This is a genomic window from Providencia sp. PROV261, assembly GCF_028477945.1.
GTDB classification, from domain to species: domain Bacteria; phylum Pseudomonadota; class Gammaproteobacteria; order Enterobacterales; family Enterobacteriaceae; genus Providencia; species Providencia stuartii.
The window spans coordinates 13,406-27,592 of record NZ_JAMPMC010000046.1 but is presented as its reverse complement, the minus strand read 5'-3'; the positions used below and the strand labels follow the sequence as shown (position 1 = coordinate 27,592).

General features: G+C 43.4%; 21 protein-coding genes and 1 pseudogene. All 22 read left to right on the top strand.

Features of this window, described 5'->3' with window-relative positions; genetic code table 11:
* A pseudogene (locus PR675_RS18965) lies at window positions 1-237 on the top strand (structural protein); the annotation flags it as partial.
* Window positions 234-593 carry a hypothetical protein gene (locus PR675_RS18960; RefSeq protein ID WP_004916433.1) on the top strand — a complete coding sequence of 120 codons (360 nt, stop codon included), beginning with the start codon at window positions 234-236 and terminating at the stop codon, window positions 591-593. The pseudogene PR675_RS18965 and the gene PR675_RS18960, both read left to right, overlap by 4 nt.
* Window positions 481-744: an Rz1-like lysis system protein LysC gene (gene lysC / locus PR675_RS21050; protein WP_439652923.1), complete on the top strand. Its 264-nt coding sequence runs from the start codon at window positions 481-483 to the stop codon at window positions 742-744. The genes PR675_RS18960 and lysC overlap by 113 nt, the downstream gene beginning before the upstream one ends.
* A complete protein-coding gene (locus PR675_RS18955) occupies window positions 716-1,009 on the top strand; it encodes a hypothetical protein (protein ID WP_272582876.1) in 294 nt (97 codons plus the stop codon). Before lysC ends, PR675_RS18955 begins: the two co-directional genes overlap by 29 nt.
* An 821-nt stretch (window positions 1,010-1,830) precedes the next feature.
* Window positions 1,831-2,598: a KilA-N domain-containing protein gene (locus PR675_RS18950; protein ID WP_272582875.1), complete on the top strand. Its 768-nt coding sequence runs from the start codon at window positions 1,831-1,833 to the stop codon at window positions 2,596-2,598.
* A 33-nt stretch (window positions 2,599-2,631) separates the two neighbouring features.
* On the top strand, window positions 2,632-3,234 hold the full coding sequence (locus PR675_RS18945) for a hypothetical protein (protein ID WP_170833832.1): 603 nt from the start codon (window positions 2,632-2,634) through the stop codon (window positions 3,232-3,234).
* Between the two features lie 2 nt (window positions 3,235-3,236).
* Window positions 3,237-4,727 carry a terminase gene (locus PR675_RS18940; RefSeq protein ID WP_272582874.1) on the top strand — a complete coding sequence of 497 codons (1,491 nt, stop codon included), beginning with the start codon at window positions 3,237-3,239 and terminating at the stop codon, window positions 4,725-4,727.
* Between the two features lie 9 nt (window positions 4,728-4,736).
* Entirely contained in the window at window positions 4,737-6,104 is a 1,368-nt protein-coding gene (locus tag PR675_RS18935; RefSeq protein ID WP_272582873.1) for a DUF4055 domain-containing protein, read from the top strand.
* A complete protein-coding gene (locus PR675_RS18930; protein WP_272582872.1) occupies window positions 6,085-7,194 on the top strand; it encodes a minor capsid protein in 1,110 nt (369 codons plus the stop codon). The genes PR675_RS18935 and PR675_RS18930 overlap by 20 nt, the downstream gene beginning before the upstream one ends.
* 313 nt (window positions 7,195-7,507) lie before the next feature.
* A complete protein-coding gene (locus PR675_RS18925; RefSeq protein ID WP_072502337.1) occupies window positions 7,508-7,897 on the top strand; it encodes a Gp49 family protein in 390 nt (129 codons plus the stop codon).
* Between the two features lie 110 nt (window positions 7,898-8,007).
* Window positions 8,008-8,772 carry a hypothetical protein gene (locus PR675_RS18920; protein WP_272582871.1) on the top strand — a complete coding sequence of 255 codons (765 nt, stop codon included), beginning with the start codon at window positions 8,008-8,010 and terminating at the stop codon, window positions 8,770-8,772.
* 3 nt (window positions 8,773-8,775) lie between these two features.
* Window positions 8,776-9,768 carry a major capsid protein gene (locus tag PR675_RS18915; protein ID WP_113532832.1) on the top strand — a complete coding sequence of 331 codons (993 nt, stop codon included), beginning with the start codon at window positions 8,776-8,778 and terminating at the stop codon, window positions 9,766-9,768.
* Window positions 9,769-9,806: 38 nt separating this feature from the next.
* A complete protein-coding gene (locus PR675_RS18910; protein ID WP_004916417.1) occupies window positions 9,807-10,088 on the top strand; it encodes a HeH/LEM domain-containing protein in 282 nt (93 codons plus the stop codon).
* A gap of 5 nt (window positions 10,089-10,093) precedes the next feature.
* Entirely contained in the window at window positions 10,094-10,477 is a 384-nt protein-coding gene (locus PR675_RS18905) for a hypothetical protein (RefSeq protein WP_113532833.1), read from the top strand.
* A 1-nt stretch (window position 10,478) separates the two neighbouring features.
* The gene (locus tag PR675_RS18900) at window positions 10,479-10,841 is read left to right on the top strand and encodes a glutamate 5-kinase (RefSeq protein ID WP_113532834.1); all 363 of its coding nucleotides are present in this window, start codon (window positions 10,479-10,481) and stop codon (window positions 10,839-10,841) included.
* Window positions 10,841-11,227, top strand: coding sequence for a hypothetical protein (locus PR675_RS18895; RefSeq protein WP_004916411.1), 387 nt, complete (start codon window positions 10,841-10,843; stop codon window positions 11,225-11,227). The genes PR675_RS18900 and PR675_RS18895 overlap by 1 nt, the downstream gene beginning before the upstream one ends.
* Entirely contained in the window at window positions 11,224-11,619 is a 396-nt protein-coding gene (locus tag PR675_RS18890; protein WP_004916408.1) for a phage tail terminator-like protein, read from the top strand. The genes PR675_RS18895 and PR675_RS18890 overlap by 4 nt, the downstream gene beginning before the upstream one ends.
* An 11-nt stretch (window positions 11,620-11,630) precedes the next feature.
* Window positions 11,631-12,566: a phage tail tube protein gene (locus PR675_RS18885; RefSeq protein WP_272582870.1), complete on the top strand. Its 936-nt coding sequence runs from the start codon at window positions 11,631-11,633 to the stop codon at window positions 12,564-12,566.
* A gap of 54 nt (window positions 12,567-12,620) precedes the next feature.
* A complete protein-coding gene (locus tag PR675_RS18880; protein WP_113532836.1) occupies window positions 12,621-13,055 on the top strand; it encodes a hypothetical protein in 435 nt (144 codons plus the stop codon).
* Window positions 13,056-13,222: 167 nt separating this feature from the next.
* A complete protein-coding gene (locus tag PR675_RS18875) occupies window positions 13,223-13,387 on the top strand; it encodes a hypothetical protein (RefSeq protein ID WP_014657904.1) in 165 nt (54 codons plus the stop codon).
* A 112-nt stretch (window positions 13,388-13,499) separates the two neighbouring features.
* The gene (locus PR675_RS18870; RefSeq protein ID WP_072502332.1) at window positions 13,500-13,871 is read left to right on the top strand and encodes a hypothetical protein; all 372 of its coding nucleotides are present in this window, start codon (window positions 13,500-13,502) and stop codon (window positions 13,869-13,871) included.
* A 132-nt stretch (window positions 13,872-14,003) separates the two neighbouring features.
* Window positions 14,004-14,183, top strand: coding sequence for a hypothetical protein (locus tag PR675_RS18865; protein WP_104873311.1), 180 nt, complete (start codon window positions 14,004-14,006; stop codon window positions 14,181-14,183).
* Window positions 14,184-14,187: the final 4 nt, after the last annotated feature.

Sequence of the window (14,187 nt, the reverse complement as noted above, 5' to 3'; positions counted from 1 at the left end):
AAGTACGGGTTAAAAACTGTATCAGGCCTGATTGACCGCTGGGCTCCGACGAATGAAAACAACACCCGAGCATATATTAACGGTGTAGCTAAAGAGTTGGGTGTATCGCCTACTGATGTTATCAGTCTTTATGATAAGGCAACCACAATTAAACTGGCCAAGGCAATCATTCGTCATGAAAATGGCACGCAACCCTACGATGAGGCTATGTTCGAAAAAGCGTGGAGTTTGCTGTGAAACTTGGTGAGATAGTTGTTAGCGTTGTCATTACCTTGGCTATGTGTGCCTTTATTGGCTGGCAAAGCGGGAAAATTGACAGGCTGAATAATCAATTGTTGGCGCATGAGTCTATCAACAAAGTAACCCAATCAGCAATAACTCTTCACTATCAAGCATCGCTCGACAACATCAAAGCAAAGCAATTAGAGGACTCAGAACATGTCAAAGTTAAGACTGTTATCAAAACAGTACTCAAAGACAATGAGTGCGCTAATACTGCTGTGCCTGACGATGTTGTTAGTGAGTTGCACAAGTACAAAAGAGGTATTGATTCCCGTTCAGTCTCCACCAATACCAGCACAGTTAACCGCTGATTGTCCTCAGCCTGATATTCCTGAAAAAGTGGACTGGGGCGACATGCCACAACTGCTAGTTGATGCCATGAACTCAATAGCAAAGTGCAACTTGGACAAGAAAGCCATTCGAGAGATTGAATATGAAAGAAATAACACAACCAAAAAATAGCGGTAATCTGTGGGATTGGTTCGGGCTGTCATATGCATCATTCTTAGTTATTCCTCGGGTGCTAATGCATGAAATGCCCGCCGAGTGGCAAGATAAAATGGCTGCTTTATTGCATGAATATGATGAAACTTTTGACACATCATCAGTAGTCGATTCTGTATCTGTTGTGGGTAAAGGCAGAGATAACAAATTCACAAAACTACCAGATTACATCCTCAATTACCGTCGCCCTGACCGTGTAGAGATTGAAAAACTCAAACGCTAATCGACAAGAAAGCAATACGGGAAATTGAACAACAAAGAAATGCCCCAGATATCGAGGCAAAGTAGAGAATAATAGTTCATGAATGTAACGTCACTATACGTTAATCGTGAATAACCACAACATTAAAAAGGTAGTAATCTCAAGCAGATATTACAAATCTGAGCCTCGCAAAATAGCGGGGCTTTTTAATGGAGAAATATCATGGCAACGCAGGGTTTTGATAAGCCAGATCAATTCCGGGAAGAACTGGATAAAAGCATTCCGAAAGAATAAAAAAAGCCCACACACCGCGGGCTAAGTACATCTGTTGAACTAATGAATATCACATTAAATGTAGTTGACGCATTCAAAATATGCAAGCGAATAATGAGCCTCTGAGAAATCAGGGGCTTTTTAATGGCAAAAAAAGCCCCTGGTGTTGAGGCTTGAAAAGGAAATAATCTTTGCTGTGTACATCTTAAGGACGGCACTAATTCTATACAGAGTTTATTCAATTAGTTACATGGTAGTTAAAAATAAGTTTGATTATGTAAATTTATTTATCTTCCAATGAATCAGAAGCTTTTTAATAGGTGTAATTATCCCACCATTTAAGGGGGTGATCGCTATCTTGACTGCTAGGAACAGACTAGAAGTTGCTTAGCAGAGTATCGCTAAGCTGCGAACTTTACGCATTTCACCGCTCATTCACAGAGCAATTCTAAAACGTCGAATCCAATCACTTTGATATGAGCCTTCGAGGAAGTCAGTTATGGCTGGCGAGCTTCGACGGGCTGATTTCCTATGTGAACGAGGGTTCATTTCAAATGAAGGTAATACGTATGAATAATATTATTCCTCTCGAATATGATGGGCACCCTGTGCGTTTTAATAACGACGGATGGATCAATGCTACCGATATAGCAGCTAAATTTGGGAAAGTGCCCAATGAGTGGGTCAGGCTTCCTGAAACAATAGCCTATATTCAAGCACTTGAAGGTAGATACGGGAAAATCCCGTATGTAAAAACTAGCAAAGCTAGGAAAGATAGGGGTGGCGGAACATGGCTGCACCCAAAACTAGCAGTGCGTTTCGCTCGCTGGCTGTCCGTTGATTTTGAAATATGGTGTGATGAACAAATTGATGCTCTTATCCGTGGTAATATGCCAGTTTATAATGATGAGAGAATCAATGCGATATTCTTACTTGATAAGCCAACATCATGGGAGAAGCGCTTTCAACAACCTTTCTATCAAGCATTAAGCCGAATGTCTGGTTTGCCTTATTCTGGTCATGTTGGTGGTTGTCCATCGCTATTCGGGATGATAACAGCTAAGTGGGTATACCAAGCCGTGTTGCCTGATTCTGTTTATGAAGAAGCTAAGCAGATGGCAAAGGACAGTAAAGATAAAATACACCAATACCTAAAACCAGAAGCTTTACAACTGGTGCAGGATCAATTAGTCGCTGTCACTACTTTAGCTAACGGTTGCATTGACTATAAAGATTTTGAAGCTAGATGCGTTCAGGCTTTTGGAAAGTCAGGAATGCAAGGGCTTCTAGTTTTTCCAAGTCATCAACAGTCATCACACACTGCAACATTACAATAGGCCCTAGTGGCCTTTTTTATTTAAGGAATGGATATGGCTAAAAGACCAGATTGGGAGGCCATCGAGTCGGCTTACCGAGCTGGCGTGATGTCCATAAGGGAAATAGCATCTCAATACGAGATAACCCATCAGGCGATAAGTAAGCGCGCCAAGAAAGAAGGATGGGAGCGAGATTTAAAGGCAAAGGTTAAGGCTAGGGCTGAAAACTTGGTTGCCAAAAGGGAGGTTGCCAGTCTGGTTGCCACCGAAAAGGCTATTTCAGAACGGCAACTTATTGAGGCTAATGCCGAGGTTATCGCTAATGTCCGCATGGAGCATAGAGGCGATATTCGAAGGGCTAGAGAATTAACTAACAACTTATTTGATGAACTATCTGCTGAATGTGCTGATGTGCCAGCTTTAAGAAAACTTGGCGAGTTAATGTTTAGTCCTGATGACAACGGACGCGACAAACTCAATGAAATTTATCACTCAATCATCTCCCTGCCTGAGCGCGTTAAGTCAGCCAAAGCATTAAGTGAAACACTCAAAAACTTGGTTGGGCTTGAGCGTCAAGCATACGGGCTTGATGATGCTCAGCCGAATAAGACAGCTAGTCAGCTATCAGAACTAATGGACGACTTATCTAAGGAATAACCATGAAGCCAGAACATCTTGCATTATTGAGAGATAAGCTCTGGCGATTGAATCATCTTTACTGGATCACCAACAAAGAAGGTAAGCCAGTTCGATTTAAAATGACGCCTGAGCAGCTTGAATACTTTGAAGGGATGCACACGCGAAACATTATCTTAAAGGCTCGGCAACTAGGTTTTACGACTGAGGTCTGCATCATCCAATTAGATGCAGCGTTATTTGAGGCGGCTAAATGTGCATTGATAGCTCATACGCTAAATGACACTAAGCGACTATTCAGGGAAAAGATAAAGTATGCCTACGAAAAATTACCTGATGAAATTAAAGCAGCAAATCCAGCGAGTAATGATGCGGCTGGTGAATTGGTTTTTAGCAAAGGCGGCTCACTTTATATCAGCACGTCATTTCGTGGCGGAACGCTCAGATATTTACATGTATCTGAGTTCGGTAAGATATGCGCCAAGTATCCAGAGAAAGCCCGTGAGATTGTTACTGGTGCGTTTGAGGCAGTATCAAGCGATTGTTTCACGACAATTGAAAGCACAGCGGAAGGTCGAGCAGGTTATTTTTATGATTACTGCCAGTCTGCTGAGAAAGCGCAAATTCAGAATAAGACTCTCTCTAACCTAGACTGGAAGTTCTTTTTCTTCTCATGGTGGAAGAATCCCGAATATGCCATTGACCCTGTTGAGCAATTACCACAGCGGCTAGTTGATTACTTCGATGAGATAGCCAGCAAACATGGTGTTCAATTAAACGAGCGACAAAAAGCATGGTACTACGCCAAAGAGAAAACGCTTGGCGACGATATGAAGCGGGAATACCCGTCAATACCGTCTGAGGCATTCCAGCAATCGGTTGAAGGCGCTTACTACGCTAAGCAGTTCCGCTTCCTGTACGAAAATAAACGCATTGGCACACTTCCTGATAACTCGCACTTACCGGTTCACACGTACTGGGATATTGGTGTGGGTGATTCAACATCAATTTGGTTTATTCGTGAAGTGGGCGAAGAATTCCACGTCATTGATCACTACTCAAACAGTGGTGAAGGTCTACGGCACTACATGAAAGTGCTGAAAGACAAAGGCTACACATATGCAAGTCACAATGGCCCTCATGATATCGATAACCGCGAGTTTGGTTCTGATGCGAAATCTCGGCGTGAATTAGCGCGTGAAGGGTACGAAATCGACGGGCAGATTTACTCAATACGATTTGAAGTGGTGCCGAGAGTGTCTATCGATGAAGGTATCGAAGCGGTGCGTGAAATTCTGCCACTTTGCGTGTTCGATGAGCATAAATGTAGTGAAGGCATTGCACACCTTGAAGCTTACCGCAAAGAGTGGGATGACAAGCGAGGCTGTTGGAAAGATAAACCGCTTCACGACTACACATCACATGATGCTGATGGGTTTAGGTATTTTGCGGTGAGTAGGCGGAATGTCAAAAATAGAACATTTAAGCGGCGTAGAATCGCTGGCATGATTTGAGGGCAGAAAATGGCTGTTACAGACAAACATCCGCAATACTTGGCGGCTAAAAAAAGCTGGCAGATTATGCAAGACGCAATTGCTGGCGAAGAAAAAATAAAGGAGTCGGGGGAAACTTATTTGCCCAAATCGGCTGGCATGGTTGAGGCTGAAAGGCTAGGAGATAGCGGGAAGAAAATATACGCTGGCTATGTAAACAGAGCGCAATATCCATTGTGGGTGCAAGATTCTCTCAGGACGATGATAGGGTTGGTTTCTAAGCTGAATCCTGAAATCAGAATACCAAACAAACAGTTGCAGGGGGTGGAGGAGAACGCAACTAGCGATGGGTTTGGGTTAAAGCAGCTTTTCATTCGTGTGGTGCGTAATCTTCTTGTGCATGGGCGCTGTGGTTTGCTCATCGACGTTGATAAGGATGGGGTTCCTTATTTCGCATTGTATGACGCACTTTCAATTACAAATTGGAAAGAAAATAGTGTTGGCGGGCGAAAAGACCTAAACCTTGTTGTGTTAGAAGAACAATTTAACAACAGTGAAGATAAGTTCGGGCATGATACAAAAACGGTTTATCGCGTGTTAGAGCTGGTGAATGGCAAGCTGGTTATAAGCCTTCACGATGGTGACTCTATAGATGACAGGACGCCCAGATTAGGCAAAGACTTGCTTAACTTTATCCCGTTCATCTTCTGTGGGACAACAGATAACACCTCCGAGGTTGGCTCAGTTCCATTACTTACTATGGCAAAGGCGGCTTTAAAGTCATATCAGCTAAGTGCGGATTATTATCAATCGCTTCATCATACTGCACACCCTCAGCCTTGGGTCTCGGGTTTAGGCGATGGCGATCATATAACTATCACAGGCGTGATGGCTGCGTGGGATTTACCGAAGGACGCGCAATGTGGGTATTTGGAAATTACTGGTGTTGGCATCGATAAGACCAAGGCTGAGATGGACGCGCAAAAAAATGCTGCATTAGAGGCCGGTGCCAAGGTTATTGACACTAAAGCTCAGGAGTCAGGGGAAGCTAGGCGCGCAAGACAAAATGACCAACATGCTAGCTTGCATAGTATGGTGATGTGCGCGGCGGAAGCAGTCGAGCAAGGCTTGAAGTGCATGGCAATATGGCTCAATTTTAATCCCGATGACTATGCATTTACTGTAAAACCAGATTTCAATAATGCTACTTATGATATCGATTTGACAAGACAGCTTTATGAAGGTGCTCTTGCAGGTAAAATATCATTCCAAACTTACTGGGAGTACATTGGTACAGGCAAGTTGCCAGACATTGACTATAAAGAGGAGTTATTAAGGGTTGAAGCTGAAAATGATGGCACTGTGACTGAGGTAATTTATGAGCGGACAGGGGCTTAATTTAGCGTTTCTTAACGCAATCACTCGGCATCAGGCTTACCTATATCGCGCATCATCCTATAATATTAATGAAATACTTAGAGAGTTTAATGTCGTTTCTGGCGATATGCTCAACCAATTGCGAAATTACCTCGAAAATTTAAGCGAGTATGAGCTTGTTGCTTTGAGTGGCGGAAAGTATACGACGCCGGAGTTGCGGAAAATTCGCGATTTGATTAAGAGCTGGCGAGACTCAGTGCATGAAGAGGTTCGGCAGGGTGTGTCAACGGGCGCGGTCACATTGTCAGCTTATGAAGCGGTCTATACAGCATCACTGGCAGGCGAGCAACTAACTAAATCGATATCAGGCGAAAGGCTTTATTCCAAAGCTAAAAATATCCCCATGTCTGGCGGCGCTCTAGTCGATGAGCTTTTTTCGAAAATCGCAGATGACACAAAACAGCGTGTTGAATATGCAATACGTAGCGGAATAACCAACGGAGATACGACTCAGCAGATTGTACAGCGCATTAAAGGCACGAAGCGACTCAACTATCAGGATGGAATATTAAACGTGACAAGGAGCGCTATAGAGCGTGATGTGCGAACAATACGAAGTCATGTAAGTAACCAGGTGGTTGAAGATACTTTTTCACAACTCGGTTACGACTATCTAAAAGTAGTTGCAACGCTGGATGGCAGAACGAGTAAATTGTGCGCCTCGAAAGATGGAGAGGTTTATCACAAGAGTGATTCATTCTCTCGCCCACCGTATCACCCTAACTGCCGCACAATCTTGGTTGGCTGTGATAAGGATGGGAACTTAATTGGGAGGCGCCCATTTGTCGCAGACACAAGGCCAGTCAGTAGAATACCCAAAGATGAGCGAGATGGCATTATTGGTCAAGTGAACTCTAATACTAATTATTCATCGTGGTTCAGCGGCCAATCACCTAGCTTTCAAAGAGAGTGGTTAGGGAAAAGTCGCTATGAGCTTTACAAAAAAGGCGGCTATGACATTGACCGATTCGTTGACCCACAAGGCAAGATGTACACACTCAATCAATTAAAACTATTGGATAAGCAGACGTTCGAGGAACTCGGTTTGTAGGTTGACTTTAGTGTGAGGGACGTTATTATAGCGAGGCTATGAATATGCTTAAAGGCACTATTGAGATAACCAAAGGTTAGAAAATAGGGTTTCATGCATCCCTTTTGAGTAAAAAATATTAATAAATCTGATTTAATGCTGATTGCGACTTTTTACATATAAATCCTAATTGGGTGATTGTATGTTTAAGTCGTTTTTTTTTATTTTAAATATCTAATCAGGAAGTCATCTAGCACTAACCTCAGCGTTGCTAGACAGCTACCATTAACACAAAGACTCCATACGGGGTCTTTTTTTATTTAAGGAACTAAAAATGACAGATAAAGATATTGAGAAAGAGATTCAAGCTAAAGGTAAAACTGCCGCGCGTATCACGCCAGACCACATTGAAGGCATAATTGCTAGTGAGCATTACTTTACTGCTGGTGATGGTTTTGCAGGTGCGCTATCAGCAAGTGATGAATTTAATAAATTAAGTGAATCAGAGCGCGTTATTAACCCGCCATCTCAATTGGATATATTAACGTTTTGCGTTCTTGTTCTGAAAAATGGTTTCACTGTTACTGGTGAGTCAGCATGTGCAAGTCCTGAAAATTTCGATGCGGAAATTGGTCGCAAAATTGCCAGACAGAACGCAGTTAATAAAATTTGGGCGCTTGAAGGTTATCTGCTCAAACAGAAAATTCACGATACAGAAAAATAGTTTTATTTGAATCTTCAAGGTCACCTCGGTGGCCTTTTTTATTAACCGAATTCAGCTCAGGGCTGATTTATCACAACGCGCTAGGCGCATTCAATCCCAAGGGGAATCACATGTTATTTATGAATATCGAACGCAAATATTATTCACATACTGATGATGGTTCGCAAGGTGGAGGTGGTGGAACACCGGAAATCACTCCAGAAATTCAAGCTATTATCGACCAGCAGGTTTCAGGGTTAAAGGCTAAGAACAGCGAGTTACTCGGCAAGCTCAAGGAGCAAGGCGATAATCTCAAGCGTTTTGATGGTATTGATCCCGATGCTGTACGTGGAATTCTCAAACGTTTTGAAAATGATGAAGAAGCCAAGTTAATCGCTGACGGCAAAATTGATGAAGTCATTAATAAACGTACTGAGCGCTTACGTGCTGACTATGACAGCAAGTTGGCTGCTGAAAAGGAACGAGCTGATAGGGCAGAGAATTACGCGAATAAGTTTCGTCAATCCGTGGTTCGCAGTCACATTATGCAAGCGGCAGTCGAAAGCGGTGTTCTGAAAGAAGCGACAGGCGACATTGCATTCTTGGCTCAATCTCAGTTTACCCTCGATGATAATGGTAATGCCGTGGCACTTGACGAACATGGAGAAGTGATCATCGGCAAGGATGGTAAAACACCATTAACACCTAAAGAGTGGGTAGAGACTATTCGCGAAACCAAGCCGTACTTCTGGCCTGTGGCTCAAGGCTCTGGTGCTCAAGGCTCTGGCTATTCAGGCGGTAAAAAATGGGATGACTACACAGAAGCTGAGCGGGCAAGTTTGGCGCGTACAAACCCCGATGCTTTTAAACAATTACAGAAAACACAAGGGAAATAATATATGGCAACAACGCAATTAAGTGATGTTTTTATTGGTGAATATTATCAGGCTATTGAGCCAGTTAACTCACCGGAAAAGACGGCTGTTTATCAGTCGGGGATAGTGACGCGAAATGCCGCACTTGATGCAATCGCGAGTAATGGTCAAGGAACAGCAGAAATTAACTACTGGAATGATCTTGATGCCGATGAGGCGCCTAATGTATCAACAGATAACCCAGACCAGAAAGGTAAAGTTGGGAAGGCGACACAAAGCACAATGCAAGCTCGCACGATGTATCTTAACAAGGGTTATGGGGTTGCTGATTTAACAGCAGAGCTGGCAAATAGCGAACCTATGCAGCATATCCGAAATCGATTTGGTAAGTATTGGGAGCGTCAGTGGCAGCGCTATTTACTGAGTGCAGCGCGAGGGGTCATTGCATCAAATATTGCTAATGATAACGGTGACATGGTGATTGATGCTGGAGCGACAATCTCAGCGTCTGCTTTCCAAGATGCGGCCTATACAGCAGGTGATATGGCCGATCAGTTTTCAGCGATGGGGGTGCACTCCGCTGTAATGAATCAGATGGTGAAGCAAAACCTCATTGAGTATCTCAAGGACTCTGAGGGGCGCATCATTTTACCTACATATCTGGGGCGTCCTATTTTTATGGATGACGGCTTGACTTATGGCAAGGGGCAGTATCTGTCACTCATCTTTGGGGCAGGAGCTTTTGGGTATGGTGAAGGTGTGCCATCAACACCGGTTGAATTACAGCGCTTGCCGGATGGCGGCAATGGTGCAGGTGCGGAGGTGCTATGGGAGCGTAAAACATACATCCTTCATCCAGCCGGTCACTCTTGGGTTGGCGGTAAAAGCATCAATGAATCCCCAACTTACACCGACTACGCTAATCCTGCAAATTGGGTTCGTGTATTTGACCGTAAATTAGTGCCCTTTGCCGCGGTTATCAGTGGCTCAGAAACAGGCGGAACTGATGGGGAGTAATATTACGCAGGGCTTATGTCCTGCTTTTAGAGGTGGATATGAAAGTAATTTATACTAAAGAGGTCGGGCGGGAAGACGGTATCTGTTATCGCAGTCAGTTTTTGGGCGTTATCCATAGTGCTACAGAAGTCATCATCGATGGTGATTTTGATGATGCCGTGAAAGCCTACACTAACGCTGGTGTTAAGGTTTCATTTGTAAAGCAAGATGACCTCTCAAGTAAGACCGCTGATGAACTCAAAGATCTTCTTGCTGAAAAAGGCATTGAGTTCAATGCTAAGGCAAAAAAGGCTGATTTACTCGCACTTCTTCAGGAGTAGTAATCATGGGCTTTATTACTGAACAGGAAGTGGCGCAAGCGCTAGGCGACATTTGGAGCAATCAATCGGAAAGCGATAAAGCCCGTTTGTTGTCGCAGAGTGAGGCGTATTTAATCGCAAGAAACGTCAGGCCATATGATGATCCTGATGATGTACCAACAGCATTAAAACTCGCTTCGTATGAAATCATTAACGGGATCATCAATAAGCATTTGTACCAGGGCCAATCTCAGGAGCTTAAGGCTAAAACGGTCAAAGGTGGGTCGGTCGAGGTAAGTAAAACCTATCAAGATGGCAGTTATGAACTGAATGCGACAGAGCAATACATCCAAGACTTAATAAAGCCCTACTCAAAGCGCCGCAGCGTTGTTTTTTTGAAGAGGGTGTAATATGAGGTCAGAAATACAAAAAGAGCTAGCAGAGGCATTTGATAGCGATTTAGCTAATGCGGTAAAAACGTTTACTGGCTCGTATGTTATCGAAGGTGATGATTGGGATCCGGTTACTGAAACGGGTAATGATATCACTGTCGAATATACAGGCCGTGGCATTCTGGATAATTACAATCTCAATTGTATTGATGGGGTGAATATCTTAAATAGTGACACACTGTTAATTGCGTTAGCAAATGAGGTCACAGATAAGCCTGATATTGACCATAAAATCACGATTGATGGTGTTAGCTACAAGGTTATTTCTGTTCAAGTCGATCCAGTGGGCGCTCACTATGACATTCAATTAAGGAGGTCTTAATGGCGAGGTCTGGTTGGCGAACACCGCCTAATCTATTTTCTCAAATTGTCACTTCTGATGTTGGTCAGGAAATGAAACAGACAGCCGGAGCAATATTACAAGCAGTCGTGTTGGGATCTCCGGTAGATAAAGGTGCATTTCGCGGCAACCATCGAGTCAGTGAAATGATACCCGATTATCAGTTTGACGAGAAAAAACAAGACAAATCGGGCAATGAAACGCTTAGTGTTGGGTTGGCAACAATAAGGAAATCAAGGCCGTTCACTGTTCTTTACATTCAAAACAATCTGCCATATTCCGTGGCTCTTGAGCAGGGGCACTCAGGGCAAGCCCCAAAGGGTGTGTATTCAGTCGCTTTTGAGACAGCGTTATTAAATAGACGATGACATTAACAGAAATCAGAAATGCTATCATTTCACGAATGACAGCGCAGACTGCTATTGCCAAAAAAGATGTAACATATCAAAACGATAAGCCATTTGACGCAGCCGGAAAGTCTGTATGGGCAAGGCTTACTATCAAGCATGGTCTATCAAGCGCACAAGAAATTGGAAGCGGCCCTATCGTTCATCGAACTGGCGTAGCGTTTATTCAGATATTTGTACCTCTTGGCACTGGCACCCTTCTCATTACACAAACAGCAGATAAGCTCAGAGAGTTGTTTGAAAATCAAACAGATGGTCGCTTGGATTACTTTTCAGTGTCTGCTGACGAGATTGGTGATGAGGGTCATGGCTGGTATCAGTTCAATCTATCAATTCCATTTCGAGCAATTTAAAGGAGGCCTCTGTGAGTTCAGGAGCCAAGGTCATCACGGCCTTTATTCGTGAGACAACAACGGGTGTCACTCCGACAAGTGGCAAGTGGGATTTATTAACGCGCACAAGTTATGGCGTAAAACCCACACAAAATACGTCTGATAATGACGAGATAGGCGGGTCACGTATGGCTCAGGGTAAGTCTCTCACAACAGTAGATGTGGGTGGCGATGTTGGTGCCAAGTTCCGATATGGTCAACACGACGATTTTCTAGCGTCTTGTTTCGGTGCGGAGTGGGTTAACGATACACTGACTATGGGGAATTCCCGCATCACTTTTTCATTGGCAACTTACGCCTCTGATATTGGTGTCGCATCAATCGCTCGTGGATGTCAGGTTGGTGCAATGCAAATTGAGACCCCCGCTGATGGTGATGTGACAGTCACAATTACCTTTGCTGGTTTGGGGTTTGAGTCAAAAGGAGATTATACCCAATACCATACTGAGCCTGTCGATAATGCAGGCAAGTTGCGTTACAGCTTCAAAGAGGTCACTAACCTTAAGCTTAATGGTATTCAAGGCGGTAATGGCTTCTGTGTTGATTCATTTAGCTTGAACTTTGACAACAACATGCAGGTTCAGCGCTGTATTGGTACAGGGTCACCGTTTGCGGGAGCGAATATCCCAACCACTTTTACACCATCGGGCAGCATTACACTCTCATGGTCTAAAGCCGCTTGGGAAATTTGGAAGAAAACGCTAACTGGTGAAACTATCCCGTTTGAATTCACGCTGCAAAATGCGGAAGGTGGATATACATTTTCATTCCCAGCGGTACAAGTTGACGGTGATTGGCCGGATGGTGGCAATACGGACATTATTCAGGTTCAACTTAATATCACAGCAGCAGATACCCCACCTACAATTACGCGCATTCCGCCTGTGACCAATGGCGATGAAGAGTAACTATCTACTATCTAGCCCGTTAATTCGGGCTTTTTATTACACCAAGGTAAATCAATGTTTATTTTGAACAAAGAACAGAAAATTGAAAGAACAAAATGGATTGAGCCAGCAGAAGGCTTGAAGTTGCTTGTTGGTTCCGCTAATGACAGTAAATATCAAAGCGTAAGTGCAACCGCATACAGACACATCGAGCGGTTGGACAGCAAGATGAAAGTGGGGACGTCTGATTTTGATATATCAAAAATAGACACATCTCAACCACTTGATGAACTACTGATGTTCACAGTGGCGCAATATTTACTGAAAGATTGGCAGGGTGTTGGCGAGTTGAACGCAAAAGGCGAGCAGGTTGCGATTGAGTACACGCCTGAGCGAGGAACTAGATTATTAAAGCAGTGCCCAGACATATACTGGAAAGTTATCGATGCGGCAGTGGAACTCAGTAAAGAAGAGTCTGAACAGATCGATGAAACAATAAAAAAGTCATAGAAGCTCAAAAGTGGCTAACAGAGTTCGGCGGAGAGAGGAGCGAAAAAGCAAAGTGGAAGAGAAAGCAATTAGGGCTTCCTGATGTTCCTGCGCCCGATTTCGATGGTATCACTAACGAGCTTTTGATGGCTTACAGCATCATTTGTCGCAGCAGGCGGTATGCGGGAATGGACGCTTATCCTCTGCCGATATCACTTACTGATATAGATCAATATCTAGCGTCAAGGCCAACAGCACTTAGTCGCAGAGAGTTCGATGCTGCCATTTTTGCGCTTGATGATAATTTTCGAGCCGAGTGGATGAAAGAGCAGGAGCGGAAAGATAAAAAGTAGGGCATCCGTGCCATTATCAACTAGGCGACAAGGGGTAAGCGTCGGTTGGTGAGTAGGAAGAGGTAAGTAGCCAATTATTAGGGTTGAGATGTTTTATAGTAAAGGTAAGAATATGAATAAAATCCTAAGGCAGTATCGACATATGAAGGTACCTTTATTTGAATCTGGATATATTATCTATTGTGGCTCTTGGGATGATTGGCGCTCTCTACATGAAAAACTAGGCATTGATGGTGGGGATAGTTTTGTTAACGGTGCAAGTCATACAGTTACTAACACTCAGTGTGTACTCCATATTATTGGTGTGTTTAACGGTAAATTATCTACTCTAGCTCACGAATGCGCACATATAGCGTTCGACATTTGTCACCGCGTCGGTGTGAGCGTTGAAACAGGAGCCGCGAATGAAACATTTTGTCATCTTATTAGTAGGATGGTGGATTTCTGTGTTAAACCCAAAAAAGCCGACGTAGGCCGGCTTTAATTATCGAGCGTCAATGTAAAATACAAGCAAAACTGTTGACTTAATGTAACTTAACTTACATTATAACCAGAGGTAATACGCATCGTATACCTAGATGTAAATTGTAACTCATTGGTTTATAACGAGGTTAATATGGGTCACGCACTGCAAAAGCCTAACCGCTTAAATATACCTGCTCGTGACAAAAGTAAAGTTGCAGCGCCAAGAGCTGCTATTAGCGAGCAATGTTCTCACGATAATCAAGTCAAAAATGCATTTGACTTCGGTTTTGCTCGTTATGAAAAAGCCATGGAAAAATTAGCTAAGGTATAGCGCG

What these genes read in the sequence shown, in the direction of transcription:
- PR675_RS18940 (WP_272582874.1), top strand. Translation starts at nt 3,237, where the DNA reads ATGAAGCCAGAACATCTTGCATTATTGAGAGATAAGCTCTGGCGATTG.
- PR675_RS18945 (WP_170833832.1), top strand. Translation starts at nt 2,632, where the DNA reads ATGGCTAAAAGACCAGATTGGGAGGCCATCGAGTCGGCTTACCGAGCT.
- lysC (WP_439652923.1), top strand. Translation starts at nt 481, where the DNA reads ATGAGTGCGCTAATACTGCTGTGCCTGACGATGTTGTTAGTGAGTTGC.
- PR675_RS18920 (WP_272582871.1), top strand. Translation starts at nt 8,008, where the DNA reads ATGTTATTTATGAATATCGAACGCAAATATTATTCACATACTGATGAT.
- PR675_RS18950 (WP_272582875.1), top strand. Translation starts at nt 1,831, where the DNA reads ATGAATAATATTATTCCTCTCGAATATGATGGGCACCCTGTGCGTTTT.
- PR675_RS18905 (WP_113532833.1), top strand. Translation starts at nt 10,094, where the DNA reads ATGGGCTTTATTACTGAACAGGAAGTGGCGCAAGCGCTAGGCGACATT.
- PR675_RS18870 (WP_072502332.1), top strand. Translation starts at nt 13,500, where the DNA reads ATGAATAAAATCCTAAGGCAGTATCGACATATGAAGGTACCTTTATTT.
- PR675_RS18865 (WP_104873311.1), top strand. Translation starts at nt 14,004, where the DNA reads ATGGGTCACGCACTGCAAAAGCCTAACCGCTTAAATATACCTGCTCGT.
- PR675_RS18915 (WP_113532832.1), top strand. Translation starts at nt 8,776, where the DNA reads ATGGCAACAACGCAATTAAGTGATGTTTTTATTGGTGAATATTATCAG.
- PR675_RS18875 (WP_014657904.1), top strand. Translation starts at nt 13,223, where the DNA reads ATGGACGCTTATCCTCTGCCGATATCACTTACTGATATAGATCAATAT.
- PR675_RS18955 (WP_272582876.1), top strand. Translation starts at nt 716, where the DNA reads ATGAAAGAAATAACACAACCAAAAAATAGCGGTAATCTGTGGGATTGG.
- PR675_RS18880 (WP_113532836.1), top strand. Translation starts at nt 12,621, where the DNA reads ATGTTTATTTTGAACAAAGAACAGAAAATTGAAAGAACAAAATGGATT.
- PR675_RS18925 (WP_072502337.1), top strand. Translation starts at nt 7,508, where the DNA reads ATGACAGATAAAGATATTGAGAAAGAGATTCAAGCTAAAGGTAAAACT.
- PR675_RS18890 (WP_004916408.1), top strand. Translation starts at nt 11,224, where the DNA reads ATGACATTAACAGAAATCAGAAATGCTATCATTTCACGAATGACAGCG.
- PR675_RS18935 (WP_272582873.1), top strand. Translation starts at nt 4,737, where the DNA reads ATGGCTGTTACAGACAAACATCCGCAATACTTGGCGGCTAAAAAAAGC.
- PR675_RS18900 (WP_113532834.1), top strand. Translation starts at nt 10,479, where the DNA reads ATGAGGTCAGAAATACAAAAAGAGCTAGCAGAGGCATTTGATAGCGAT.
- PR675_RS18895 (WP_004916411.1), top strand. Translation starts at nt 10,841, where the DNA reads ATGGCGAGGTCTGGTTGGCGAACACCGCCTAATCTATTTTCTCAAATT.
- PR675_RS18930 (WP_272582872.1), top strand. Translation starts at nt 6,085, where the DNA reads ATGAGCGGACAGGGGCTTAATTTAGCGTTTCTTAACGCAATCACTCGG.
- PR675_RS18910 (WP_004916417.1), top strand. Translation starts at nt 9,807, where the DNA reads ATGAAAGTAATTTATACTAAAGAGGTCGGGCGGGAAGACGGTATCTGT.